This is a genomic window from Protofrankia sp. Cas8, from assembly GCF_963555845.1.
In the GTDB taxonomy this organism is placed as follows: domain Bacteria; phylum Actinomycetota; class Actinomycetes; order Frankiales; family Frankiaceae; genus Protofrankia.
Window position 1 is genome coordinate 7,407 of record NZ_CAUVXI010000024.1, and the last position, 25,054, is coordinate 32,460.

18 protein-coding genes are annotated in these 25,054 nt (G+C 68.3%); 6 read left to right on the plus strand and 12 right to left on the minus strand.

Annotated features, from left to right (window positions below; genetic code table 11):
* Nucleotides 1-28: 28 nt before the first annotated feature.
* The gene (locus U9977_RS06190) at nucleotides 29-1,444 is read right to left on the minus strand and encodes a C40 family peptidase (RefSeq protein WP_322748208.1); all 1,416 of its coding nucleotides are present in this window, start codon (nucleotides 1,442-1,444) and stop codon (nucleotides 29-31) included.
* An 832-nt stretch (nucleotides 1,445-2,276) separates the two neighbouring features.
* Here U9977_RS06190 and U9977_RS06195 point away from each other — a divergent pair.
* Together U9977_RS06195 and U9977_RS06200 are read left to right on the plus strand one after the other, a co-directional pair.
* The gene (locus U9977_RS06195) at nucleotides 2,277-5,015 is read left to right on the plus strand and encodes a glycosyltransferase family 39 protein (protein ID WP_322748209.1); all 2,739 of its coding nucleotides are present in this window, start codon (nucleotides 2,277-2,279) and stop codon (nucleotides 5,013-5,015) included.
* Complete coding sequence (locus U9977_RS06200) at nucleotides 5,012-6,682, plus strand: glycosyltransferase family 2 protein (protein ID WP_322748210.1); 1,671 nt, start codon at nucleotides 5,012-5,014, stop codon at nucleotides 6,680-6,682. Before U9977_RS06195 ends, U9977_RS06200 begins: the two co-directional genes overlap by 4 nt.
* A gap of 57 nt (nucleotides 6,683-6,739) precedes the next feature.
* Here the strand turns inward: U9977_RS06200 and U9977_RS06205 are convergent, their stop codons facing one another.
* From U9977_RS06205 to U9977_RS06245, 9 genes are all read right to left on the minus strand, one after another.
* Nucleotides 6,740-7,669, minus strand: a complete 930-nt coding sequence (locus U9977_RS06205; RefSeq protein WP_322748211.1) for a phosphate ABC transporter ATP-binding protein — start codon at nucleotides 7,667-7,669, stop codon at nucleotides 6,740-6,742.
* 104 nt (nucleotides 7,670-7,773) lie between these two features.
* Entirely contained in the window at nucleotides 7,774-8,730 is a 957-nt protein-coding gene (locus U9977_RS06210) for a sortase (RefSeq protein ID WP_322748212.1), read from the minus strand.
* A 5-nt stretch (nucleotides 8,731-8,735) separates the two neighbouring features.
* The gene (locus U9977_RS06215; protein ID WP_322748213.1) at nucleotides 8,736-11,126 is read right to left on the minus strand and encodes a hypothetical protein; all 2,391 of its coding nucleotides are present in this window, start codon (nucleotides 11,124-11,126) and stop codon (nucleotides 8,736-8,738) included.
* Nucleotides 11,127-11,298: 172 nt separating this feature from the next.
* A complete protein-coding gene (locus U9977_RS06220; RefSeq protein ID WP_322748214.1) occupies nucleotides 11,299-12,453 on the minus strand; it encodes a PstS family phosphate ABC transporter substrate-binding protein in 1,155 nt (384 codons plus the stop codon).
* A 202-nt stretch (nucleotides 12,454-12,655) separates the two neighbouring features.
* Complete coding sequence (locus U9977_RS06225) at nucleotides 12,656-14,422, minus strand: phosphate ABC transporter substrate-binding protein PstS (RefSeq protein WP_322748215.1); 1,767 nt, start codon at nucleotides 14,420-14,422, stop codon at nucleotides 12,656-12,658.
* A 3-nt stretch (nucleotides 14,423-14,425) separates the two neighbouring features.
* Nucleotides 14,426-15,592 carry a phosphate ABC transporter permease PstA gene (pstA, locus tag U9977_RS06230; RefSeq protein ID WP_322748216.1) on the minus strand — a complete coding sequence of 389 codons (1,167 nt, stop codon included), beginning with the start codon at nucleotides 15,590-15,592 and terminating at the stop codon, nucleotides 14,426-14,428.
* Nucleotides 15,592-16,638 (minus strand): phosphate ABC transporter permease subunit PstC, encoded by a 1,047-nt coding sequence (pstC, locus tag U9977_RS06235; RefSeq protein ID WP_322748217.1) that lies wholly within the window; start codon nucleotides 16,636-16,638, stop codon nucleotides 15,592-15,594. The genes pstA and pstC overlap by 1 nt, the downstream gene beginning before the upstream one ends.
* Nucleotides 16,639-16,887: 249 nt before the next feature.
* On the minus strand, nucleotides 16,888-18,930 hold the full coding sequence (locus tag U9977_RS06240) for an FAD-dependent oxidoreductase (RefSeq protein ID WP_322748218.1): 2,043 nt from the start codon (nucleotides 18,928-18,930) through the stop codon (nucleotides 16,888-16,890).
* Nucleotides 18,931-19,126: 196 nt separating this feature from the next.
* A complete protein-coding gene (locus U9977_RS06245; protein WP_322748219.1) occupies nucleotides 19,127-19,708 on the minus strand; it encodes an NUDIX hydrolase in 582 nt (193 codons plus the stop codon).
* 461 nt (nucleotides 19,709-20,169) lie between these two features.
* Between U9977_RS06245 and U9977_RS06250 the strand changes: the two genes are divergently transcribed.
* From U9977_RS06250 to U9977_RS06265, 4 genes are all read left to right on the plus strand, one after another.
* A complete protein-coding gene (locus tag U9977_RS06250; protein ID WP_322748220.1) occupies nucleotides 20,170-20,676 on the plus strand; it encodes a pyridoxamine 5'-phosphate oxidase family protein in 507 nt (168 codons plus the stop codon).
* A gap of 119 nt (nucleotides 20,677-20,795) precedes the next feature.
* Nucleotides 20,796-22,088, plus strand: coding sequence for an ATP-binding protein (locus U9977_RS06255; RefSeq protein ID WP_322748221.1), 1,293 nt, complete (start codon nucleotides 20,796-20,798; stop codon nucleotides 22,086-22,088).
* 190 nt (nucleotides 22,089-22,278) lie between these two features.
* Nucleotides 22,279-22,644 carry a metalloregulator ArsR/SmtB family transcription factor gene (locus U9977_RS06260; protein WP_322748222.1) on the plus strand — a complete coding sequence of 122 codons (366 nt, stop codon included), beginning with the start codon at nucleotides 22,279-22,281 and terminating at the stop codon, nucleotides 22,642-22,644.
* Nucleotides 22,645-22,649: 5 nt separating this feature from the next.
* On the plus strand, nucleotides 22,650-22,982 hold the full coding sequence (locus U9977_RS06265; RefSeq protein ID WP_322748223.1) for a hypothetical protein: 333 nt from the start codon (nucleotides 22,650-22,652) through the stop codon (nucleotides 22,980-22,982).
* 211 nt (nucleotides 22,983-23,193) lie between these two features.
* Here U9977_RS06265 and U9977_RS06270 read toward each other — a convergent pair whose 3' ends face one another.
* The gene (locus U9977_RS06270) at nucleotides 23,194-24,357 is read right to left on the minus strand and encodes a thiolase C-terminal domain-containing protein (protein WP_322748224.1); all 1,164 of its coding nucleotides are present in this window, start codon (nucleotides 24,355-24,357) and stop codon (nucleotides 23,194-23,196) included.
* Nucleotides 24,354-24,857: a Zn-ribbon domain-containing OB-fold protein gene (locus tag U9977_RS06275; protein WP_322748225.1), complete on the minus strand. Its 504-nt coding sequence runs from the start codon at nucleotides 24,855-24,857 to the stop codon at nucleotides 24,354-24,356. Before U9977_RS06275 ends, U9977_RS06270 begins: the two co-directional genes overlap by 4 nt.
* Nucleotides 24,858-25,054: the final 197 nt, after the last annotated feature.

A 25,054-nucleotide genomic window follows, 5' to 3' on the forward strand; every position in this document is an offset into this window, starting at 1 on the left:
GGGCGCTCTTACACCCGGCTCGGCGGGTTCAGTCACCAACTGTCTGCACCGGTGTGGTGGTTGACGACGAAGGAGTTGACGACGAAGGAGTAACCGGCGGTGGCTGCGTCGCCGTCGCCGTCGCCGCGGGCCGTGCCGGCGCAGCTGCGGGCGGCTGCGCCGCTACGGAGGCCGCCGTTGGTGGCGGCGAGGTAACGGGCGCCGCCGTTGGTGGCTGCGACGAAGCAGCCGGCGACGTAGCAGCCGGGGAGGAAGCGCCGGACGGCGACTGGGCGCCAGCAGGCGACGCCGCCGGCTGCCCAGCCGCAGCTGGAGCGGACGTGGTGGGCTGCGGCGCGGACGACGCACTCGGCGTAACAGTCGCCGTCGGCGTCGGGTCCGGCGTCGGGTCCGGCTGCGCAACTGCACCGGACGTGGGTGTCGGCTCAACTGTGCCGGCCGGCGACGGCCCCACGGCGATGGCGGAATCGGTTGGTGTCGGGGCTGGCGACAACCCGGCATCGGGCGTTGCCCGGCCGCCTGGCGTAGCTACCGCTGGCGGCTGGCCGACGACGACACCGCCACCCGGATCGTTGCGGACCGGTGGGATCGTGAGTGGGTCAACCGCGCTGCCGTCGGCGGGCGGCGGTTGCACCGCGAACGGGCCGACCGTGGTTATCCCGGTGCCGCGCGTCGCCGGCGAGAGCCGGACCGCACCGATGTAACCGTCCAACCACAGTGGCGTGATACGGACCACGTCCCCGGTCTGCGGTGCGTGGATCACCAGGCCGCCACCGACGTACATCGCGACATGATGGATCGTCGCTGGATCGGAGCTGTCGTAGGCGTAGAAAACAAGGTCACCGGGTAGCAGCTCGGCCAGCCGGACGGCTTGGCCGACCCGGGCCTGATCTGCGGCGACCCGGGGAATGAGGATCCCCGTGCTCGCGAATGCCTGCTGGGTGAGCCCGGAACAATCATAAGAATCCGGACCTTGCGCACCCCACTCGTACGGCCGACCGAGCTGGCCGAGTGCAAACCGCAGCGCAGCCCGGGCCTGCGGTGACGGACCGAGACCGGCGACGTCCTGCGCCTGCGCGAAGATATGCCAGGCGGCCGTCTCAGGTGTGCTGGCCGTCCCCGGCGTGCTGGGCATCCCCGGTGTGGTGGCCGTCCCCGGTGTCGTGAACGGGTCGCCGATGAGCTCCGGCCCCGCCTGCGCCTGGCGAACAAGGTCGCGCAGGTCAGCCCGCAGTGTGGCGTCCGATCGCCCTGTCCAGTCGCCGTAGAGCCCGGAGCCGAGAACGGACCCGGGCGTCCGGGTGGTCGCAGCCTGGACCGGCGACGGCAGCCAGGACGCCGACACGGGGCCTTGCGAACCGCTCAACCCGCCCACCGCCATGCTGGTGACCAGCACGATGTGCGCGAGGTGCCGCATCTCGTGCCCGCCCCGCTGTGACTGCATGCTCCTCCGTTCATCCGGACTGTTGTGCATACCCATCCCCGACAGGAATCAGGAATTCAGTCTCCGCCCCCGTGTGCCGCAGGCCCGCAAAGCGGGGGCACCCGATCACAGCTACTTCGTACAAGCCACTCGGCGATGCGCGAAAAGCATGATCGGACCACCTTCGGCCCGCCGGATGCCACCGCTGCCGACCGTTGTTCCCCCTGGGCGATCCTCGCGCCCTCGTGCTTGTGCACGTTATACGGAGAGAGCGCCGTCACTCCAGCACGTCAGCCGATTGGAAATATTCGATCATGAAAACCCGACGGACCGACCTTTGATCCGGCTCCCGGATCGGAACCCGGATCGGAACCCGGCAATTCAGCCGACGTTCAAAGTCTATACACTAAACGTTTCCAGATCACAGTGCCGTTGTTCAGAAGAAAAACCTTACACCAACGGCCACACAACCGATGGCCGTTCGCCGGCTACGACCGGCTCCACCAACTGGCCACCCACCGGACATGGCGAATTTGCCATGACGAGACGGTCAGGAAATGCGGCGAGGACAGAGTTGGAAACTGTGATCGGGTCGATCTCCGCCTGATGCGGGGAGCCGACTTGGGGGGACAAGGAAGTCAAGGGATCATGGCGCGGCGAGGCCGCGCGTGCGGATCTTTTCCGGGCATTTCCCATCCACCTGCTGGTATCCTTGTGCCCTTTTCGGGCCGGCGCCGCCCCGACCGCGGCCAACATCCAGACAGCCAAAGGCGGTGCGACCAACTCTTTCGCGCCGGTGGAGGCGCGCAGAGACAGCGGGGGAACAACCGATGGCGGAGGATGGGTCCGGTCTGTGCCGGCTGCGCTACGGCGGGCTGGCGTGACCATCGCCGCCGAGAATGCGACGCTCGTCGGCGCCACCGGCATCTCACTGCCCCGTCGTCGGATCGTGGCCGAACAGGTCATGGTCATCGCCGGCCAGCTCGGCGCGGGCGGCGGCAATCTACTGTTCTCGATCGTCGCGCTGCGGCTGCTGAGCCCGGGCGACTACGCCGAGCTGGTCACGTTCATCGCTCTATATCTCCTACTGCATGTCCCGGCGGCCAGCCTGTCGGTGGGTAGCGCGATTGCGCCGGGCGACGAGCGGGCGCTGCGCCGCGCCGGGTTGGGGCTCGGCGCCGGCGCTGGCGCCGTCCTCGCGGCGACGAGCGTGCCGTTGTCCGCCGCGCTGCACCTGTCGACCGGGCTCGTGCTCGTCCTGGCCGCTGCCGGCCCGGGTGCGGGGCTGCTGGCGCTCGCCCGGGGGAAGCTGTACGGCGCCGGGCTCGTCGGCGGAGTCACCGCGAGCCTGCTGGCCGAGCCGGTGGGACGGCTGACACTCGGCGTGGTGCTGACCGCGGCGCTTGGTCCGGTCGGCGGAGCGGCCGGGGTCGTTGCCGCCGGCTACTGCGCGCTCGGGATCGCTCGGTGGCGCGGCGCCGGGGTGGCACCGTCAGTGTCGCAAAGCGCCACCGGCGCGAGCCGGCAGACGGCGGCGATGGTCGTGTTCCTGCTGCTCGCCGTCCTGGCGAACCAGGATCTCCTCTGGGCGAACGCGATCCTCGGGCGCGACCAGGCCGCGCTGTTCGCGGTCCTGTCGACGCTCGGCGGCGTCGCGGCGTTCGCGACCGCGACCATCCCGATGGTGCTGCTGCCACGGGCCGCGAACCGTGACACCGCAGCCGTGCTGGTCGCACTGGGCGGGGCTGCCGCGGTCGGTCTCGGTGCGCTCCTGGTCGTCGCGGTGACCCCGACCGGGTTCTGGGTGTCAGTTCTCGGCCCCGCCTACGCCGAGACCGGCCGGCTCGCCGTCGCCTATGTCGGGGCGATGGCGATGTTCGGCCTGGCCCGGGTGCTGGCCGCGGAGAACTGCGTCACCGGCGGCGGCCGGGCGTCGGGCATCGCGGTCGGGGTCACCGTGGTCGGCCAGGCGGTCGGCATCGCGCTCTTCCATGACGACGCGCGCTCGATCGCACTGGTCACCTTGGCCGCCATGACCGCCATGACCGTGTCGGTGGGCACCGTGACCATGCTGCGGGCACGGCCCTCGACCGTGGGCGCCGCATGGCCGAGCCGCCTGCGCCAGGTGGCCGCCAACCACACCGGGTGGGCGGTCGCGGGCCTCACCGTGCTCGGGATCGTCATCCGGCTCCTGTCGCCGCACAGCATCTGGGTCGACGAAGCGATCAGCATCCGCCAGGCCAAGCTCTTTCCGTTTCAGGAGTCCATCCGCGCGCTGCGGGACACCGACGTGCACCCGCCCCTGTTCGCCACGGTGCTGTGGGTGGAGGTCCACCTGTTCGGGACGGGCCAGTTGGCCGTCCGGTTGCCCTCGATCGTGACCGGCAGCCTGATGGTGCCGATGCTCTATCTGGCCGGCCGGGAGCTCTACGACCGCCGGGCCGGGCTGGCCGCGGCCATTCTCGGCGTCTTCGCCCCGTTCGCGGTCTGGTACTCGCAGGAGACGCGGATGTACCCGCTGTTCCTGCTGTTCGGAGTCAGCGCCACCTGGGCACAGGCACGGGTACTGCGGGTCGGCGGCCGCCTGGCGTGGGTGATGTACACCCTCGCCAGCGCGCTGCTGCTGTGGACCCATTACTTCGCGACGCTGCAGGTCCTCGCGCAACAGATCGTGTTTGCCGTGATCGCCTGGCGCCGGCGCGGATCGCGCCGCGCCAGTCGGGACGGGCCGGATATCGTGGTGCCGTGGTTGACCAGCATGGCCACACTGGCCTTGCTGGTCGCGCCGCTGGTGCCCTTCGTCAACGCTCAGTTCAACGCCTACAACTCCCGTGGCGGGGTGGGTTTCGCCGCGCAGACCAGTGACGTCGCCGCGACTGGCAGCCATCCGCTGCTCTCGATCTACTCGATCGGCGCGAACGGGGTCTGGGCTGTCTTCGGATACCACTCGGATGCGATCGTGGCCACCCTGGTCGCGCTGTGGCCGGTGGGGATGCTGGTCGCCTTCCTGCTGCTCGGCCGGGGCTACTCGCGCAGCGCGGTGTTGCTCGCCGCGACCGTGCTCGTCCCGGTACTGTTTCTGTTTGCGCTCGGTACGCAGAAGGACAACCTGTTCGAGGTCCGCTACTTCGTCGGTATCCTGCCCGGACTGATTCTTCTCATAGCGCGTGCTCTCACGAGCTGGTTGCGGACCACGGCGGGAATCGCGCTCGGCGTCGGGCTGGCCAGCCTGACCCTCGTGCTTGCGCTGAGCGACCAGCAACTCAATCCAAGCGACCCGCGCCTGTACGACTTCGACGGCGCCTTGAAGCACGTCACCGCTCAGGCGAAACCGGGCGATATAATCATATATTCGCCGATCTTCCTGGTCGATGTCGTTGATTACTACTCGCCTTCGCTCCCGTCCTATGGTCCTGGCTCGGGGTCGCTGGCGCGGGCCAGAACTGCCCGCCATGTGTTCGTCATCGGCAGCTTTCTGTCCGATCCCAACGTCGCGGTGGACACCAAAGCCCTTCTGGTCCGGCTGGAACAACGCCGGCAGGTCATCGACACCTTTCACGTCCCTCAAGTAACCGTCTGGGAGCTGCAGTGACCTTCACGCCGAGCCGGGAGACCCTCGCGGACAGCCGCCACCTGTCTCCGGTGGCCCCTGCGGCGCGCCACTCGGTCACCATCGACACGAGGATCGACCCCGCTCTCGATCTCGCAACCGGCATCGGAACCGGCATCGTCGGGGACCCGCGGCTCGCGCCGCCGACGTGGCAACCGATGGGGTCGGGCCGGCCGCTGCGGCGCCGGATGCTGTATCTGCTGCCGCTGAACGTGCTCGCCTTCTGCTGGTACTTCGGCTGGCTGCTGGCGCCCGGGCGGGTCGGCAACGCGTTCCTTTACACCCTCCTGCTGCTCGCCGAGGCATTCAATGCGGTGCAGGCGCTGGGCTTCTGGTGGACCTGCTCCCGGGAGCGCGTACGCCGGCGCCGGCCACAGGTCAGCGGACAGATAATCGCCGTGGACGTACTGGTACCGGTCTACAACGAGCCGGTCGACGTGGTGGAACCGACGGTGGCCGCGGCGGTCCGGCTGCGGGGCGCGCAGGTGCGCGTGTTCCTGTTGGACGACGGGGACAACCCGCAGATGGCCGCGCTGGCCAGCCGGCACGGTGCCGACTACATCACCCGGGCGGAACACAACGGCGCAAAGGCTGGCAACCTCAACCACGCGCTCGGCCGAACCTCCGCGCCGATCGTGGTCGTCTTCGACTGCGACCATGTGCCGCACCCGGACTTTCTTGAAGCAACGCTCGGTCACCTCGACGACCCCGGCGTGGGCTTCGTCCAGACACCGCAGTACTACGCGAACGCCTCGACCAACGAGGTCGCCGGCACGTCATGGGCCCAGCAGGCGCTTTTCTTCGGTGGGATCGCGCGGGGCAAGGACGGCCTGGGGTCGATGTTCTGCTGTGGAACGAACATCGCCTTCCGCCGTAAGGCCCTGGCGGAGGTGGGCGGATTCTCCGAGGATTCGCTGACCGAGGACTTCGAGCTGTCGATCCGCATGCACAGCCGCGGGTGGCGATCGGTCTACGTTCCCGAGGTTCTGGCCAGTGGCCTCGGGCCGGCTGACATGGCGTCCTACACCAGCCAGCAGCTGCGGTGGTCCAGAGGCTGCATCTCGGCGATTCCGGCCGTGCTGGCCGCGGGGCTGCCCCGGCGGTTGAAGGCGCAGTACCTGCTGTCCGCCGGCTACTTCCTGTCCGGCTGGACGGTGCTCATCTACATGATCATGCCGTTGGTCCGGATCCTGTTCGGCGTCCAGCCGATCACCGCGGCCAGCGCCGACCAGTTCCTGCTGCACTTCGCGCCTTACTTCGTCGTGGCCCTCGGCACGGTCGCACTGGCCGGGAACGGTAGCTACACCTTTGGCGCCTTCACCCTGCAGAGCGCGAGCTTCTGGATCGGGGTGCTGTCCACGGTGCGAGCGGTACTGCGCCGGCCCGGCCGCTTCGTCGTCACACCGAAGCAGGGGGCCGGGTCCTGGCAACCGTCGGTGGTCGCGGTACCCGTCGCCGCGGCCGTGGTGCTGATCGCTGCCTCGATCTACGGGTTGACCCAGGACCGGGGCCCGGGAATGGCGAACAGCATCGCGTTCGCCGGCGTACACGCCGCGCTGATGCTGCGCGGGGCCGCACCGGCCCTGGGGTGGCGGGGCCGGACGGCACGCACCGCCGTCGCGTCCGAGGCCACGCCGATCGCGGCCTGACCGGATCCGAACTCCGGTCCTGGTCCTGGTCCCCCCCGGGGGAGACCAGGACCAGGCTCAGCCGAAACGGCCGTTGACGTAGTCGGCGGTCCGCGGGTCGTGCGGGTCACCGAACATCTGCTCGGTCCGCCCGTACTCGACCACGTGACCGGGACTGCCCTCCACGGCGAGGAAGAACGCGCAGTGGTCGGACACCCGCGCCGCCTGCTGCATGTTGTGCGTCACGATGATGATCGTCACGTCCGAGGCGATCTCGGCGATGGTCTCCTCGACCCGGCGGGTGGATGTCGGGTCAAGGGCCGAGCAGGGCTCGTCCATCAGCAGCACATCCGGCTCGACGGCCAGGGATCGGGCGATACACAGCCGCTGCTGCTGTCCGCCCGACAGCGCCCCACCCGGCGAGCGCAGGCGGGTGCGGACCTCGTTCCACAGCCCGGCCCGCAGCAGGCACCGCTCCACCAGAGATTCCTTGTCCTTGCCCTTGATCCCGGCAAGCTTCAGGCCGCTCGCGACGTTGTCAAAGACCGTCATGGCGGGGAACGGGTTGGGCTTCTGGAAGACCATGCCGATCCGCCGGCGGGTCTCCTGTGCCCGCTTGTCGGCGGCGTAGATGTCCTCGCCGTCGAGCAGAACCTGGCCAGCCAGGGACGCGCTCGGGATGAGCTCGTGCATCCGGTTCAGAATGCGCAGGTAGGTGGACTTGCCGCAGCCCGAGGGCCCGATGAGCGCCGTCACCTCGCCTGGTCTCATGGTCAGCGACACCCGGTCGAGGACCTTGCGCTCGCCGAACCAGGCGGAGATGTCCCTCGTCTCCAGCGCCGCACCCGAAACCGGCCCGGTGCGCTCGCGGCGGGCGGCGGGAATCAGCCCGCTCGCCGTCGCCGTCGCAGCCGTCGCCGTCACCGCAGTCGCCGGATCGGCCACGCCTGGCAGCTCCTCGGTCGGCTTGTCGAGGGCGGGCATGCCGATCATGGGCGCGTCGGACATGACGTCAGTCCTTTCCAGTCGGACGATGTGCGATCGTGCTGTTCTGCGCATCCGGCGGCTCAAGCGGACTCGAGTAGGTGCGCAGGCTAAAGCAGGTGCGCGGGCTAGAGCAGGTTCGGGAGCAGGCGGGCGAGGCTTTCATAGACGTTCCAGACCACCGCGACCAGCACAGGTGCGCTCAGAAGATAGGCCGCCGGCGTCTCCCAGCGGTGGAACAACCAGGTCGCGAACACCACCGCGACGAGAAGCACCTGCGCCCACAGCAACAGGGGCAGGGCGGCGGCCGGCTCGCCGGCAAGCGAACGCTCGTCGGCGTAGATGGCCGGGCGGGTACCGGCGGACGGCTGCGCGGCGGTCGTCAGGTTGGCCGTGACCGTCAGCGTGTGCGTCGGGCTGACGGCTGGCGCCGAGGTCACCAGCGTGATCCGGTGGACGGACCCGGTCACCGGTTGCGGTGGGGTACGCCCGTCTCGGATCTCGACGACGGTGAACTTCGAGATGCCCAGACCTGTGGTCGCGATGATCTGATCGCCGTTGCGCAGCTTGTCGAGCGTGGCGAAGGGGGCGCCAAACGTGGTGCGCCGGCCGTAGACGACCGCCGTACCGGCCTGTCCGGGCAGCGGTGTGTCCCGGCGATGGCCGAGCCCGCGGGTGAGCGCGCCGCTCGTGGTGCCTTCGACCACGACCTGACGGACTTTCAGCCGCGGAATCTCGATGATCGCCACCGGCGCACCCGGCGTGATCGGTGGTGCCACCGGAGCAACCTCGTCACCGACCTGGGCGAGCTGGCCGCGAAACGTCTTGTAGAGGTTGTCCTGGGTCCGGGCCTCCTGCAGCCCGGACACCGCGAGCAGATAGCCGGCGAAGCCGAGCATCAGCACGGCCACACTGATGAGAACCCGCCCGGCGGCGATCGCGATGACCGCCCGGCCACCGACCGGCGGGCGTGGCGGCTGGCGTGGCGGCTGGCGCTGGCGCCGCCCGCCCCGGTTCGGCGGCGCCGCGCCCGGTGCCACGGTTGAAGGCGCGCCCGGTGCCGGTGCCTGAGTCGTCACGCTCACCCCGTCTACTTCCACATCCGCGGCAGGACCCGGGTCAGTGACCGCGTCGATGCCGACGCGGGTCCGCCGCGTGAATACCAGACGAGCCCGAGGCCGAGTGCCACCGAGCCGAATCCGATCACGATCACGAGAAGTATCGCGAGCCGCCCGACGCCGGTGGACTCCACCAACGGTCCCGTCCGGGCCGAGGTGGTGAACGCCGCGGTGGAACTCGCCTTCGGCGTGGCCCGAGCCGACGAGCTGGCGCTGGCCCGAGCCGTCGCGCTGGGACGAGGACTGGCCGTACTGCCACCGGTCGAGGTCGTGGTCCCGCTTCCGCTACTCCCAGAGGTGGTTCCATCACCGCTGGCCCCGGAGGTCGTACCGCTGCCGCCCGTCCCGGACGCCGTCGTGCCGCCCGTCGCGGACGTAGTGCCAGTGCCAGTGCCCGAGGATGTGGCCTGCGCAGTGGGCGACGGGCTCGTCGACGGGGTCGGTGTGCCGGTCGATGCCGGCGCCGCCTGCAGCCGCACCGCGGCCTGCACCGTGCTCGCCTGTGCGACCAGGTTCGCCGGCAGGCTGAGGTAGCCATCGGGCAGCTGGCCGTTGTCGATCCCGTGCGCCTGGCCCTTGGCCGCGGCGAGGTCGATGAAGTCGGCCATCTTGGCGGCCTTGGTCTTGTCGATGCCGCTCGTCGGGACCATCGCGTAGTGGACCAGCGCGAGCGGGTAGAGCGCCGGGTCGGTCGCCGCGTAGTCGGCCTGGCGGACGCCGTTCGCATCGACGGTCATGGCCTTGACGGCCGCCGTGACGGCCGCGTCGGTCGGGGCGTTAAACGAGCCGGCGGCGTTCTTCAGTTCCGCCTGCGGCAGGCTCAGGTTGGTCGCGTCCGCGCTGTCGAACAGCACGAACAACGACCGGGCACCCTGGCGCGCCGCCGAGTAGGACGACGGCTGGTGCCCGGGATCCTGGTCGGAGATGGTGCTCGGGTCCTTGCCCGCCGGGGCACCGGCCGCGGCCTGGCGGACGACCGCGTCAAGCCCGCTCAGCGGGGCGAAGGTCATGTTCATCGCCGACGTCGGGTCGACCGTGCGGAACGTGTCGAGCGGGTACCGCACGTTGCCCTTGTTCCACGCGTCCAGGAAGTAGCTGCTGACGTGCATGCCGTACGGGTCCTTGGTGCCCTTGAGAAAGGCGCTCGCGTCCGGGTCCGCGGTGAGCCAGCGGGTCACCTCGTGGGTCAGGTCCTCGCCGTCGGCCGTGAGCACCGGCGGGAAGTAGTTCTGGGCGGTGAAGTCCTTCGCCCAGGCGACACCGGGGTTGAGCGTCTGGAACTCCGGGTCCGCAAAAATCGTGACCGGGTTCCCCGTCGTCCCCGGGTTGGGGCAGTACGCGCTGCCCGGTCCGGTGATGGGCGCCGTGGGGTCGCAGCCGGGCGGCCCGCCCGAACCGTACAGACCGGGATAGGACTGCGTGAGCAGCTTGGCGACCAGCCGGGCGTCCAGCCGCAGCGAGGTGATGGCCGTGTGCGTCACGGGGTCGTCGAGCAGGAAGCCCAGCGAGATGGCGGACACCGCGAGCGGCGCGTAGGCCACCGGATTCGGCCCGGTCGCGCCGGTGGCGGCCGGGCGCGTGGTCAGGGCCATGTCAACGGTGCCGGCGGCAAAGTCCGACCGGGCCTGGGTGTCGCCGAGCAACGAGTAGTCGACGTTGAGCGCGGGCGTGCCCGCGCACGAGCGGGCCGTCCAGCTCAGCATCGCGAGGTTCGCCACGGGGGCGCCTTCGGAGGTGAAGTCAGAGTTGTTGATCGAGCATGCCCCGGCTCCGAGACGGAAGGTCAACGGGATGGCGACGTGCGGCGTCCAGCTGTTCAGGAGCTCGGCGGACGGCTGGGTGAGCTTCCACAGAACCAGCGAACACGGCCGCGTCGAGTTACAGCCCAGGCTCGTCAGCTCGCGCCCCGTCTCGACCACGAAGTCGACGCTGCCCGTCCCGTCCGGCGCTGTGATCCCTTTACGCCTGTTACCCGGACCGTCGGGACCTGCGCCGTTGAGCCCGCCGAGTGCGGTGGGATCGGAACCTGAGGCCAGGGTTTCGGACCCGTAACAGTCGGCGGCCGACTTCGGGTCGGGGCGGCACTGGTAGATCCGGACCTCGTTCGTCGACAGGTCCGCCCCGCTGGAGGGGAAGCCCTTCCAGCTGAGGTGGATCGCCTCGAAACCGAGGTCGCTCGTCTGGCTGACGGTCACCGACGCGTTCGCCCCGATCGCCGGTGCCGGGACGGTCGTCGCCACCGGGACGGCCGCGGCCCGCGCCGGCGCCGCTCCTGGCAGGACCAGGGAACCGGTGACCGCCACGACCGCGCCGGCCAGCGCGACGGCGACGCCTACCCGCTCCCTTACCAATCTCGGTGACACGTCTTCTCCAGCCGGGGAGGGACACACCGCGGACGGGTGTGCGGTGCTGTCGGAATCATTCCGCCAGTTCGGACGGAATGTATGGAGCGATCGCTCGGAACACATGGAGCGGTAGCTGCATGCACCGCAGAGCCCGGCGCGAACGCCGGGCTCTGCGTGACATGAGCGTTACTTAGGAGATGCCGAACTTGGCACCACAGAGCGTGCCCGTGCCCGAGGTGGGCAGCGAGATGAAGCCCTCGTTGGCGCTGAGCGGGTGGGTGCAGATGTAGCCGGCCTTACCGAAGACCGGGGTGTAGTTCGACCAGATCTTGTCCAGACCGGTGCTGCCGGGCTGGTTCTTGAGGACGTTGAACAGCAGGCGGGCGAACTTGCCGGACGGGTTCAGCGAGTACGGGCCGGCCGCGCCGTTGGCAACGTCGGGGATGGTGGCGGGGACGCTGTCGATCTCGCGGACGGTGAAGCCGTTCCGGTTGTCCACGTCGCCACCGCGGGACTGGGCGACCCACTTGCCAGCCGAATACGGCACCAGCGCGTCGCCGATCGTGTCACCGGCCTGGAGGTTGGCCTGCAGGCTCACACCGCTGTTCTCCTCCATGGTGGCGGGCTGACGCACGCACGCACCCGGCACGAGGGCCGCGTTCGGGCCGTTCACGTTACCGCTGTTGCTCAGCGCCTTGAGGAAGGAGTTGCGGGTACCCGACCCCGACTGCGGCAGGTAGGGCTCGATGGGCGAGCTCGGCAGGGCCGAGTTGATGGTGTGCCAGTCGGTGAGCGTGCAGCTGTAGATGGCGGTCAGCTGAGCGGTGCTGACGGTCTTCGGCGTCAGCTTCGGCGAAACCGGCTTCGCCGCCCAGGTCACCACGTCCTTGGCGTACGCGAGGAAGGTCTTGTCGACGTCGGAGGCCTTCGTCGCGTCCGGGTACCGCGAGGAACGCGCGAAGTCGACGCACACGCCGGACGCGTTGTAGGCCGCCGGGTCGTTGTTCAGGGCCGTGACACCGGCACTCGAACCGTTCGGCCGGGCGTAGTTCGCACAACCCGCCTTGGCGGTGATCGGGGTCGTGCCGGTCGCGTTCCAGCTGTAGAGCTTGTGCGCCGGGCTCGTCGCGTTGTACGAGACCGAGTAGTCATTCATGATGTTCTGCGTGGTGTCCGATCCCACACCGACGATGTCGCCGGCCGCGGGGGTGACGCCCGCCGGCGGGTCGGCCAGAGCCGGTCCGCCCATGACGCCCACGGCCAGCGCCGTGGCCGTGATGGCGACCGTGAGGGCCGCCTTCTTCGGAATGTGCATGTTCCACTCCTTGTGGGGAACGGTTTTCACGCGGCGACGTTCAACCGTCGCCCGAGCCGTCGGTGGCTCGGATATGAGATTTCCATATCATTGATGAACACGGCCAGCCACCCGAGGGATTTACCGGGCAGCCACCAGGTAACCATTTCGTAAACTCCTGTGAATGTACGTTCACAGGTATACTCGGCATTTTGTCGGGGCAGCGGCGGAATTCCTGCCGCCCGGACGCCGCTCATGCCGGTGGCGAGCGCCGGCGCAGATGCGCGCTCAACAACGGAGGAACGAAGAAGGCGGCCAGTACGCTGAGGCCGGCGAACACGAAAAGAACATTCGCCTGGTGACCGCCCTGGCGTAGGCTGGACACCGATACCGGCGCCGCGGAGATGTCACCACCACCGGAACCATTCGAGCCGCTCGAGCTTGCTCCACCGGTGGCCGTGACAACCTGTCCGGTCTCCGGGTCGATTGTCGTGCCCGCACCCGCCGAACCGGTACCGTTCGACGAGTCGCCGCCCGTCCCGGTACCCGACCCGGTGCCGCCCGAGCCGTCGCCCCCGGACGTGTCGCCCGAACCGCTGCCGGTCCCGCTCCCACTGCCGCTACCCGAGCCCGAACCGCTACCACTGGTCGAGCCCGAACCACTGCCGGAACCAGTCCCGCTGGTAGAGCCGGAACCGCCCGACGTGCTGGACGTCGCCGTGGTGCACGCTGGCGCGCCGGCCTTCGCGCAGTCGGCAGGCCGTGGCGCGGTGTTGAGAACCTGCAACGCGGGATTGTTGCAGCTGGCCAGGGTCGGTGGAGCGATGTGCCCCGGTATCCGGTTCATCTGGTCGAAGCCGGCCTGCACGAGGTTGACCGGCAGTGGTGAGAAGCCGAGGTTCTCCGCCTTCTGCTGGCCGGCGCACAGGAAATAACTCATGAACGTCGACAGCGTCCGTCCCTTGTCGGCAGTGAAGCGCCCGACCTCCGCAGTCGGAACAATCATGTAGCTGTAGCTTGAGACCGGGTAGACGCGGGGGTCGTTGTAGGAGTAGACACCCTCGAGGTTCTGGGTGAGGTCGGTGTTGAGTTTCGCCTGCGTGAGAGCAACCGCGACATTGCCCGCGGTCGGCTGGACGTAATATCCACCGGCGTTCAGGATGCTGGCGACCGGGAAACCCGAACGCTGGGCGTAGGAGTATTCGACGTAGGTGATGGCGCCCTCGCCGTACGGTGCGGCGACGTAGTTGGCGACGCCGCTCGACAGCGCCTGGCCCTTTGCCCCGGGAAACGTCGGGTAGAAGGACTGCAGGCCGCAGTTACCGGAAAAACTCGCGTACTTTCTGCAGAAATCCGTCCACAGCCCGGGGTACTGCTTCGACATGTAGAGCGTGAACTGGGCGGAGGTGCCCGAACCGTCGGAGCGCAGGACGGGGGTGATGGCCTTGTCCGGCAGCTGTCGGCCGTTGTCCGCGGTGATGGCCGGATCGGACCAGTTGGTGATGACTCCGGTGAAGATCTTGGTGAGGGTCTCACCTGAGAGCCGAAGGTTGGTGACCTGCTTGCCCGCGACGGTCAGGTGATACATGAACGACGTCCCACCGGCGACGATCGGCAGATAGGCGTAGGGCCGCCTGGCCGCGAGCGGCAGCTCGTCGGTGTCGTTGCTGCCCGGGATCCGAGGCTGGAACGGGATCTCGGAGACGGCGAAGTCGTTGAGCCCGTTCCAGTAGTCCGACCGTCCCGACGACGAGCCGTTACCGGTGTAGTTGACCGGCAGCCCGTTCTTGCGGACGTCGCGGACCCACTGGCTGATCATGATCTCGCTCCAGGTGGAGCCTGATCCGGCAACAGCGGCATAGGGGGCGTCGGCGCTGGCCGGCGGGCTCGCCGCCATCCCGACGCCGCCGACCGCGACCGCGCTCAACGCGATCGCGACGAGGCGGGCGACCAGGCGACGGCCCTTCCCGCCTGCGGTTCGCGAGCCTGGGCGGGTATTGCTGGGGAGAACGGCGAGCATCTTCTACGACACCTCCGCGGAGCGGCGCTTCTGCCGGCGTGAGAGTGCTCCGGGGTTGCGACCACCGACGACGCGGGCGATGACGAACAGCACGAGGACGAGGATGAGCAGCGTCAGGGCCGCGCCATAGGCGCGTGCGACCGACTCGGGCTGTGGGAACTTGACGTAGTTCAGGACGTAGAGCGGCAGCGAGAGCATCGCGCCGTGGGCCGGGTCGGCGTTGAGGTCGTTGGTGAAGCCCGCCGTGAGCAGCACCGGCGCGGTCTCGCCGACGCCGCGGGCAACCCCGAGGATGACCGCGGTCAGCAGGCCCGAACGGGCGGTGGGCAGGACCACGTGCCACACGGTCTTCCACTGGCTTCCGCCGAGGGCGAGGGACGCCTCCCGCAGACCACCGGGAACGATCCGCAAGACGACCTCCGCCGTCCGGGTGATGATCGGCATCATCATCACTGTGATGGCGAGCGAGGCGGCGAACCCACACCGGTTCGTGCCGAGCGACAACACCACGGTCGCGAAGACGAACAGGCCCGCGACCACCGACGGGATCGCGCTCATCGTGTCGACGATCGTGCGAACCGGGCGGGCGAGGGGACCGCGTACCTCGTTGAGGAACAGTGCGGTGGTGATCCCGAGCGGAACCGAGATCAGTACCGCGACGCCGACCTGCAGCAGCGTGCCCACGATGGCGTGGAGCGCGCCGCCGGAGGTCAGCGGGTCTGACGGGGCCGTCACCGACATCGTCTGGGTGAAGAAGTTGAGGTGCAGCGCGGTGTAACCACGGAACGCCGTATAGCCAATGATCAAGGAAAGTATCGTGACGACCGTCAGCCCGGCGGCGTGGCAGATCACCGACATGACCCGGTCGGCCAGTGCGACGCCGCGGCCCTCCCGCGACAGCACGACGGTCGAGTAGACCGCCAGGAAGAGCACGTAGCAGCACAGCCAGAAACCGACGGTCCCCGACAGCGGCAGGAGCCGCTCGAAGAGAACCCAGGTCAGGCAGAGTGCGCACAGCGCTGACCCACCCACGGCGAGGACATCGTCCGCCGTGACCTGGGCCGGGCGGATCCGGACCTCCGGCGGGGACTCAGGCAGCGCGGGTCCGGCCGGGTTCCGCACTGTGCCGGGCACCGGGTGCCCGAGCGGCGAAGTCGTGGTGATCGCCATCAGATCTCCGTTGCCTCGCCGGAACGGGACCGGCTGATGATGGTCGAGGCGAGCGCGTTGACCAGCAGTGTCAGGGCGAAGAGCACCAAGCCGGCACCGAAGAGCGCGGCCAGCCCGAACGACCCGGACTCGTTGTAGCGCAGCGCGATGAGTGAGGAGATCGACATCCCACCCTGTTCCAGAATGTGGATCATTCGTCCGGGTGAGGCGAAGAGCGGTGCGATGATCAGATAGACGGCGATGGTCTCGCCCAGCGCCCGCCCGAGACCGAGCATGACCGCGCCGACCATGCCGGCTCGGCCGAATGGCAGGACGACTGCGCGGATCATGCCCCAACGGGTGCCACCGAGTGCCAGCGCCCCCTCCCGTTCGCCGGCCGGGGTCTGCGAGAAGACCTCGCGCATGATCGATGTAATGATCGGCGTGACCATGAGTGCGACGACGAGCCCGGCGATGAAGGTGGACGAGGCGTACTGACCGAGACCGGTGACCCCGCGGTGGGTGTGGAAGAACGGAAACCAGCCGAGATGGTCGGCCAACCAACGGCTCACCGTGATGGCCCGGGGCTGGAGGAAGAAGAAGCCCCACAGCCCGTAGACGATGCTGGGGATGGCGGCCATGAGGTCGAGCAGGGAAACCATCGGACGGCGCAACCTACGCGGTGCGTACTCCGAGACGAACAGCGCGGTACAGATCGACAGCGGAACGGCGACGACGAGCGCGACACTGGCAATGAGGATCGTTCCCAGCAGGACCGCGCCGACACCGAACGTGTTCGAGCTCGGCAGCCACTGGGTCTCGGTGAAGAAGGACAGGCCGACCTTCCGCAGGGCCGGCAGTGCCTTGTAGAGCAGAAAGACGCCGATGAAGCCCATCGTCGTCATCACGGTTATGGCGGCCGTCCGGCTGACGCCGCGAAATACGCGGTCGGCAACTCCCGGCCGTGGGCGCGTGTCGCGCCGGACCTCGACAGGGGAACCCGCATCCCCGCCCGATGCCACCTGGCCTGTCTCCAGGTCGGTGGCCAGATACGCGCCGGGCGTCACGGTGGAGTCTCCCCCTGACCGGCGCCGGCGACGTCGGTTCTTCTCCATCGCTTCGATATAAAAACAGACATCGCCGCCCAGGTGGCGATCCGAAGGTGAACAAACCCCGAATTCTGACAACCATCGGGAGGCATCACAGGTATATGAAATGAACGGGCGTTCATTTCGTATACCTGTGGTGGCGAGGCGGGGCAGGCTGCTGCGGGCCCGGACTGCTCAATCGAGGACCTTGCCCGATCGAGAATCGGCTCAGCCGGTTCGGACGAAGCGAGCCGCGTCGGCGACCACGTAGTTGTCGGTTCCGGTGGTGGCCACGGTCACGGTTCCCGCCGTTCCGACATCGAACGGCCAGGCCCCGATCGGCGCCCAGCGACTGCCACCGGCGCGCTGGTCCACGATGACCGTGGCCGAGCCGCCCTGGTAGGCAACGGTCACCGGCACGTTCGACGCCCGCGTGGTTGCCGACGTCCACCGCAGGTAGACCCGATAGGTGCCGGCCGTCGGTAGGGAGGGCACGAAGCGCACGCTCTTGCCACCTTTGCCGGCGTTGCCGTCATGCAGGTAGCCGGTGCCGTAGTAGCCGGCGATCGCCGTACTGGACGTCCAGCCACCAGTGATCACTGTTGTCGGGGCGGTGTCGTCGACGGCGACGTCGGGATAGTCCAGCGCGGCCATGTCCTCGAACAGCCGGGTGCGAAGGGCCACCGGGTCGAGGGCCTGCACGGTCACAGCGCCGTCGAGCGCCAGCTTGGCCGCGGTACCGGCCGCCTGCCCAAGAATCATGAACACCGGCTCCATCCGCACCGAGCTGTAGGCGACATGCGACGCTGACAGACAGACGGGGACGATGAGGTTCGTGCACTGCGCGGCATCGGGGATCATCGCCCGGTACGGCAGCCGGTACGGTGCGGGAACGGGGATCTGGAAGTCGCCCTCGTTCGTCACCAGCCCGCTGACGACGAGCCGCTGGCTGTTGTGAGAATCCCGGGCGTAGCTGGCTAGGCCGATGCCGTCGGCGACGGTGGTCTGGCCACGGCAGTCCGCCTCGGTCAGGACATAGCCCGAGCTGACCATCCGACGGGCTTCACGCACGTAGAGTTGCGGCGGCCAGTTACCGGTGGCGGTGAACTCGTCGGGTGCCAACCCGTAGGCCGCGACCGCGGACCGGACGTCGGCGCGCACCCCGGTGTTGTTCGCCAGGAAGTAGAGCAGGCCCTGCTGGTAGGCGGTGTGATCAGCCACGATCGGCGCGCGCTGCGTCCAGGTCGCGCCCGGGTAGGTGTCCGCGGCGCCGACATGGTCGAGCGAGAAGGGGCCTGCGTTGTTCCCGTCGAACTTGGCGTTCGGCAGTGCCGCGTTGTTCAGGAACGCGGCGGCCTTGTCGGTGAACGGGTCGGCGTACCCGGCCGCGATCAGCCGCGGTACGAGGGCGTAGCGGTTCGGGTCGTAACCGGCGGGCCGTGGAAACGCGATCCGGTTCGACGCCTTGGTCAGGCAGAGCCGGTAACAGTAGGCCTGGACGTGGGTGTCGCCACTGCCGATGGCCCCCAGCGCGGCCGCGGAGATCTCGGGCAGCAACCCGCTGGTCGGGTCGCCCGCCCGCCGGTACGGGTCGACCGCGACGCTGAACTGGTTCTTGGAGAACACCTGGACGCCGTTGTTGGACTCGCCGTAGGTCGCGTTCGACTCGCGGCCGATCCGGTGGTGAACCCCCGCGAGCGCCAGCAGGTCCCCCTCGTAGGAGGCGTCGATGAACATCTGCGCCCGCACGACGGTGCCGTCGTCCGCCGTCACGGAGGTGAGCCGGGCGCCGCTGCGGCCGACGGAGGCCAGCGTCCGCTTGGTGTAGACCGGCACCTGCGCCCCGGTGAGCATGTCGCTCACGACCGTGGCGGCCACCCGTGGCTCGAAGGTGGTCAGCATCGGCGTCAACACCCCGAGCGAACCGCCGTTGTAGGCGACATACACCCTGCGGTAGAACTCGCGCGCGAGCCCGCCGACGGTGCCGCCCGTACCGATGTCGGTCCGGGCGAGCCCGCCGGTGGTCATGCCGCCGACGTGCGCGGTCGGTTCGAGGATCACCACCGAACCGCCCATGCGCCGCATCTGCACGGCGGCGGTGACACCGGCCATGCTCGCGCCGTACACGCAGAGGTCCGCCACTATCGGTGTGACCGCGGTGGCGGATGACGTGACGGTCAGCTCAAGGGCCGCGACCGAGCCGGCGGCGGCTGCCATCCGGAGCAGGTCTCGGCGGTGCAGCCCAGGATTCAGCGTCGGTCGGCGGGCCATGGATCCCCTCGTCGGTCGGGCTCGTGCCGGTCCGCACATCGATCTCCCCAGCCGGCAGGTTGGACCCTATTGACGCGTAATTGCCGGAGGCAACGACCACCGCGTCACATGCATGCGCCGATCCGGCGTCCAGCGGAAGACCGCACCGTGAATCGGGCAGCCACCCCTCCCCCGGCCCCCGGCCCCCCGGGATCCACTATGGGGACGGAACGGAGCGAGTGCGTGTGACAAGGCGGGCGACCATACGACCACCGAGACGACTACCGAGACGGCTACCGAGGTCAGCGGCTGGGCCCCACCGATATCCGGTCACCTCCTCAGCCTGGATCGTCACCGCAACCTGCGCGGTGATGCCGAACAGGAACCGCAGGTCGTAGTGCGTGTGCTCGGGTTCGCCCCGAGCAGGGTTCGCCGGGATCAGGTGGGCGTCGATGTCCACTGGCCGGGACAGCAGCAGACCCGCGGATGTCGGGTCGATGCCGGTTTCCTCGGCGAGTTCCCGCAGCGCAGCGTCCACGAGCGAGGAGTCGGACGGTTCGACGTGACCACCAGGTAGCAGCCACCGCCCGAGCGCGGCATGCCGGATCCGCAACACCAGCCCGTCGCGAGCGACCACGACCGCGCCGCAGGTGACATGTCCCGGCATCGTCGTGCGGGAAGCTACCGGTACGCAGACCGTTGCCGCGTCGAGCAGCGGGCGCAGCACGTGAGCCTCATCGGGATAAACGTCGAGATATTGCCGGACCATCACGGTCACATCCTCGTTGGTGACGGTCACAGCGGACGGACTCCTCAGTCGTCGTTGAAGCAACGCAGCCAGGCCGACGCGATTATTTCACGGTCGCCGGGGTCACCTTCATGCACGCCAGGCTCTACCATCCCTGCGGACAATTCCGCTAGGGCAGCGAGTATTTCGCCCTGGATCAGGAAGGTGAACGGACCGACTGACGCTCCACACGTGAACTGATTGACCAGTCTGTTACGCATTGGCCGCACGAAAAACGCGTCATCGAGATGATCGACCGCTTCCGGGACGTCACGCCGAACGCACTACCCGCCTACCGTCCATCATTGTCCGAATAGTACCCATGGATCACCAGCGGACACTCTCCGCACATCTGAAGCCGGTCGCTCTAAACCTACCGAACAAGCACCTTAGGGCACCTCACTGAGAGGCAGGCCATCAGATCACAACCCTGGCCCCAGCGCGTGCCGTCCGGCGCAGCGGCAGGATTGTCGATGCTGACTGGCAGCATGGTCGGCATGGCCAACTGGGATGACGTCGAAACGGCCGCGCCGGAACTCGCTGCGGCGGTCAGGGGTCGGTTCGAGGCGTACGGGCTCGCGATCCTCGCCACCCTGCGGCGCGACGGCTCTCCCCGGGTGAGCGGGATCGAGCCGCTGTTCGCGCTCGGCGGGCTGTGGCTCGGCATGATGCCGGACTCCCGCAAGGGAACCGACCTGCTGCGGGACCCACGCTGCGCCCTGCACAACGCGACCACGGACAAGAACGTCACCCAGGGTGATGCGAAAATCAACGGCCGTGCGGTCGTCGTGAGTGACACCGACAGCCTGGACGCCTACCGAGCGGCCTGGGCGACGTCCACGGACGCACCGGTGCCCGAGCCGTTCGCCCTGTTCAGGATCGACGTCACCGAGCTGACGATGATCAGCGTTGCCGATGACGAGCTCGTCGTGGACTTTTGGCGCGAGGGGGCCCGACCCGGGCGAACCATCCGAAAATGATCATTTTCGGGCGCTCTGAGTAGCCGGTATACGACCGAGCCGTACTCGAACAGATCGACGATAACGTCGGCTAACGGTAGCGTAGAAGAGCGGCGATTGGTAGTGTACAACGCCTGCGAATGGTAGCGTACGGCACCGTGCGCGAGTACCGGACCCGTGTCGTGGACAGCGAACTCGACGAATTGCTGCCTGGCCTGGCTGCGATCAGCCTGGAAGGACCGAAGGGTGTCGGCAAGACTGCGACAGCAACGCGACGAGCCCGTACGGTCTTCACCTTGGACGACTCGGCCCAGCGCGAACTCCTGCGGGCCGATCCGCAGCGCCTCGACCGCTCACCCACGCCGGTGCTCGTCGATGAATGGCAACGTGAACCGGCGGTGTGGGACCTCGTACGCCGCAGCGTCGACCGTGACCCCGCACCCGGCCGCTTCCTGCTAACGGGTAGCGCCACGCCGACCATCGCGCCCACCCATTCCGGCGCCGGCCGGATCGTGACGCTGCGCATGCGTCCGATGAGCCTCGCGGAACGTGGGCTGGCGACTCCCGCCGTCGGACTGTCCGATCTCCTCACCGGACGACACCCGGTCGTCGACGGCTCCTCGGACCTGACCATGTCTGACTACGCCGAGGAGATCATACGGTCCGGCTTCCCGGGAATCCGCGATCTACCGGCCAGAGCCCGCAGAGCGCAACTCGACGGCTACCTCACCCGGATCGTCGAACGGGACTTCCCCGAACAAGGCCACATGGTCCGTCGACCCGCCACTCTGAAAGCGTGGCTTACCGCCCACGCCAGCGCGACCTCCACGACAACCTCGTACAGCGTCATCCTCGATGCGGCGACCGCGGGCGACGACGACAAGCCCGCCAAGACAACCACCATCGGCTATCGGGATGTGCTGTCACAGCTGTGGCTACTCGACCCGCTGAGCGGCTGGTCTCCCAATCGGCCCACCTTCGCCAGGCTGGGTATGGCGCCCAAGCATCACCTGGCAGACCCGGCTCTCGCCGCACGCCTGCTCGGCGCGGACGTGCACGCACTACTGGACGACTCCGTCTCCGGACCAGCCGTCCCCCGTCATGGTCCGCTGCTCGGCGCTCTGTTCGAGTCGCTCGTAACACTCAGCATGCGCGTGTATGCACAAGCCGCCGAAGCCGTCGTGCATCACGTGCGGACCCGGAACGGGGACCACGAAGTCGATCTGATCGTCGAGCGAGCCGACCATCGCGTCGTCGCGTTCGAGATCAAACTCGCCCCTGCTGTCAGCGACCGCGACACCGTCCACCTGAGATGGCTGCGGGACCGGCTGGGCGACGACCTGCTCGACGCAGCCGTCATCACCACCGGTACCCATGCCTATCGGCGACAGGACGGCATCGCGGTTATCCCGGCCGCCGCACTGGGGCCCTGACCCTGCACTGTCCGTCACAGCAACAGCCGGAAGAGCGACAGCCGGAAGAGCGACAGCCGGAAGGGCGGGCAGAGGACCGCGACAGCGTTCCTGGGCCAAAAGCTCAACCATCTGGTTAACTGATGGGCCAAACCTTGCTACATTCAACCATGTGGTTGAGGAATCGATCGGCATAAGCAACATGATCGACATGATCGACATGATCGGCATGGACGCCGTGTTCCACGCGCTTGCGCACGACGCACGACGCACGATGCTCCAGCGACTCGCCCTGGGCGAGCTGACGGTGGGTGAGCTTGCCGGGCCGCTGACCATGTCGCTCGCGGCTGCTTCGAAGCACGTGAAGGTTCTCGAGCGGGCGGGCCTGATCCGCCGCACCGTGGACGGTCGCCGCCATGTGTGCCGGCTGCAACCCGCCCCGCTGGCATCGGCCCTCGCATGGTTCCGCTTCTACGACCGTCACTGGAACGAGCGACTCGATGCTCTCGAGGTCCTCTTCCGCACCGACGCCAGCGCGGACCCGACAACAAAGATCCGCAACGTTCTGGAAGTCTGATCAGCATGAGGTCTACCGACAACATCGTCAAGATCCTTGAGCGCGACGCCATCGGGTACGCGGATCTCTTTGCCGAAGACGACGACCCGGTCGAGTATGGATGGACCATCGCCCACCGGTCAGACGTAATCCGGGTCGAGGCCGTCACCCGGCAGGCCTCCGCCGACCCCGCCGAAGCGTGGCGGTTCGCCACCGCACTGCGCGACGCGCTCCTTGGCGCGGGGTTCACGCTCGCCTTCGACTGCCGCCTCGGCGTCAGGCCCGCCAAAGGATCATCGCCGGACGGGCCCCCGCAGAGCTGGCGCGGATTCGTAGACCTCGGCCTTCAGCCATCGTGACGGGCTGATGACCGTGCCCTGACGTCTCCGCCGGCCCATCCTGCCCGGTCCGCTACCGACAACGTCCGTTGACAACGTCCGTTACCGACAACATCCGCTACCGACAACGTCCGCTGACGGTAGCGTCCGCTGACGGTAGCGTCCGCTGACGGTAGCGTCGGGGAGCCACGATTAGTGGCTCATGATGAGCGCACCTGGTGGCGTGAGGGCATCAGTCGCGGCGGAGCGTCACGCCCTGCGCGTTGAAGAAGAAGCCGCCGGCGGTCACGATGGCCCGGCGGGCGTCGGGGACCTGACGCTCCCCGGCCAGGCCCTGGAGCTGGTGCACCGCCTCCCGGACGTGACCCGAACCCTGCGTACCGCCCTCGGACAACGCCCCGCCGTGGGGGTTCACCGGGACCCGACCGTTGATCAGAATACGGTTGGTCTTGTCGTCCCAGTGTTCCTTGATGAAGTGGCCCGCCTCGCCGGGGCCGCAGTAGCCGACGTTCTCCAACCAGTTCAGCGTGATGATGGTGAAACCGTCATAGGGAAAGTAGACGTCGGCGTCGTCGATCCAGAAGTCGCTCTTCGCCTTGAGGGTTTCCACAACGACCTGCTGCCCGTGCTGGCGGAGGCTGGGTGTCTGATCCTCCTCGTGCCTGTCCACCATGCCCAGCGCCGCGGCCTGGACGAGAACCGGCGGGTGCGGTAGGTCGCGGGCCCGCTCGGCCGTCGTGACCACGAACGCGTCCGCGCCGTCCACCGGAACGTCCATGTCGAGCATGCACAGCGGCCAGCGGATCATGCGAGCGGACAGGTAGTCGTCCATTGTCAGGGGTTTATGCATGGCCGCCGCCGGGTTGGCAGCGGCGTTCGTGCGGCCGTTGATGGCGACGTAGCCGAAATGTTCCTTCGGGACGCCGTACTCATACATGTACCGCGACGCCCAGGCCGTGTATCCGACGCCACCGAAGACCGTCTCCGGCCCGGGCGAGACACCGGGGCTCAGGGGTCGGCGGAACGGATCCTTCAGCGCGGACGCGGTGCTCCACGCCTCCCGGTAGGCGGCGTGATAGACGAGTGCGACCTCGCACAGGCCGCTGTGCACTGCACTCACGGCGGCGGCGAGCTGGTTCACGAACGGGATCACCGGTTCGGCGAACCAGCTGATCTCGGGAATGCCGAGAATCGCCTGCAGCTCGGGAGCCGGCGGCGTCGAGCCGGAGATGCCGTCGACGTCGGCCGCGGTCAGCCCGCAGTCGCGCAGCACCTGGATGCATGCCTGCGCGGCATAGGACGCACGGCTCCGCTCGGTGTTGCGGGGCTGGAAGCCGGTGGTGGCCGCCGCGGCGATGGCCACCTTGTCCTTCATCGGGTTACGACTGCTGATCATCGTCCGGCCTCCGTTACCGCCGCGCTGGCGCTGGTGCCGGCGGCGCTGCTGCCTGCGGTGGTGCTGGCCAGGCGGAACACCGGGAGCGGCGTGCCGGAGCGTTCAATCCAGTCGAGTTCAACCCGCTCCGCGATGCGGATCGCATCACCCACGGCCCCGACGACCGTGCTGGTGAACCGCAGCCCCTCCTGCTCGTCGAGCGCGACGGTCACGACCGGGTGTGGCGTGGCGTAGTCCACACCTTCGGCCGGCGGCCCCTGATGCAGGAAGACGGTCATGAAAATGCTCCCCTGCCCCGAGACCTCGGTGGGCACGATGTTCCACGACCAGCACGCGGGACACACGGGCTTGGGTGGGTGTCGCCAGGTGCCGCAGTCGCCACAACGGTTGATCACCAATCGGTGCGCGAGCCGGCCCCGGTAGTGCGCCGCATTGTCGCGGGTCAGGGTATGCCCCGGGAACCGGGTCACCAGTTCCTCGTCGCTGATCAGCTCGTCCATCCGACCTTCCCTCCGTCACGCGGTCCACGGTCCACGGTCCACCGCCCACCGCCCACAATACGGTTATCCAGGTTAAACGAATAGACCGCTTATCGATCACGGCCGGAGACCGCAGGGATCTGGGCCGCGTCCCACCGGTTCATCCGCCGTCCGCCGTCCGCGACGGCAGCGACTCAGAACGGTGGTGGTTCCGGGAC

Coding starts and splice junctions, on each gene's coding strand:
- U9977_RS06225 (WP_322748215.1), bottom strand. CDS start 14,422: ATGCTCGCCGTTCTCCCCAGCAATACCCGCCCAGGCTCGCGAACCGCA.
- U9977_RS06205 (WP_322748211.1), bottom strand. CDS start 7,669: ATGTCCGACGCGCCCATGATCGGCATGCCCGCCCTCGACAAGCCGACC.
- U9977_RS06275 (WP_322748225.1), bottom strand. CDS start 24,857: ATGGACGAGCTGATCAGCGACGAGGAACTGGTGACCCGGTTCCCGGGG.
- U9977_RS06240 (WP_322748218.1), bottom strand. CDS start 18,930: ATGGCCCGCCGACCGACGCTGAATCCTGGGCTGCACCGCCGAGACCTG.
- U9977_RS06255 (WP_322748221.1), top strand. CDS start 20,796: ATGGTAGCGTACGGCACCGTGCGCGAGTACCGGACCCGTGTCGTGGAC.
- U9977_RS06250 (WP_322748220.1), top strand. CDS start 20,170: ATGCTGACTGGCAGCATGGTCGGCATGGCCAACTGGGATGACGTCGAA.
- U9977_RS06270 (WP_322748224.1), bottom strand. CDS start 24,357: ATGATCAGCAGTCGTAACCCGATGAAGGACAAGGTGGCCATCGCCGCG.
- U9977_RS06260 (WP_322748222.1), top strand. CDS start 22,279: ATGATCGACATGATCGGCATGGACGCCGTGTTCCACGCGCTTGCGCAC.
- pstA (WP_322748216.1), bottom strand. CDS start 15,592: ATGGCGATCACCACGACTTCGCCGCTCGGGCACCCGGTGCCCGGCACA.
- U9977_RS06190 (WP_322748208.1), bottom strand. CDS start 1,444: ATGCAGTCACAGCGGGGCGGGCACGAGATGCGGCACCTCGCGCACATC.
- U9977_RS06265 (WP_322748223.1), top strand. CDS start 22,650: ATGAGGTCTACCGACAACATCGTCAAGATCCTTGAGCGCGACGCCATC.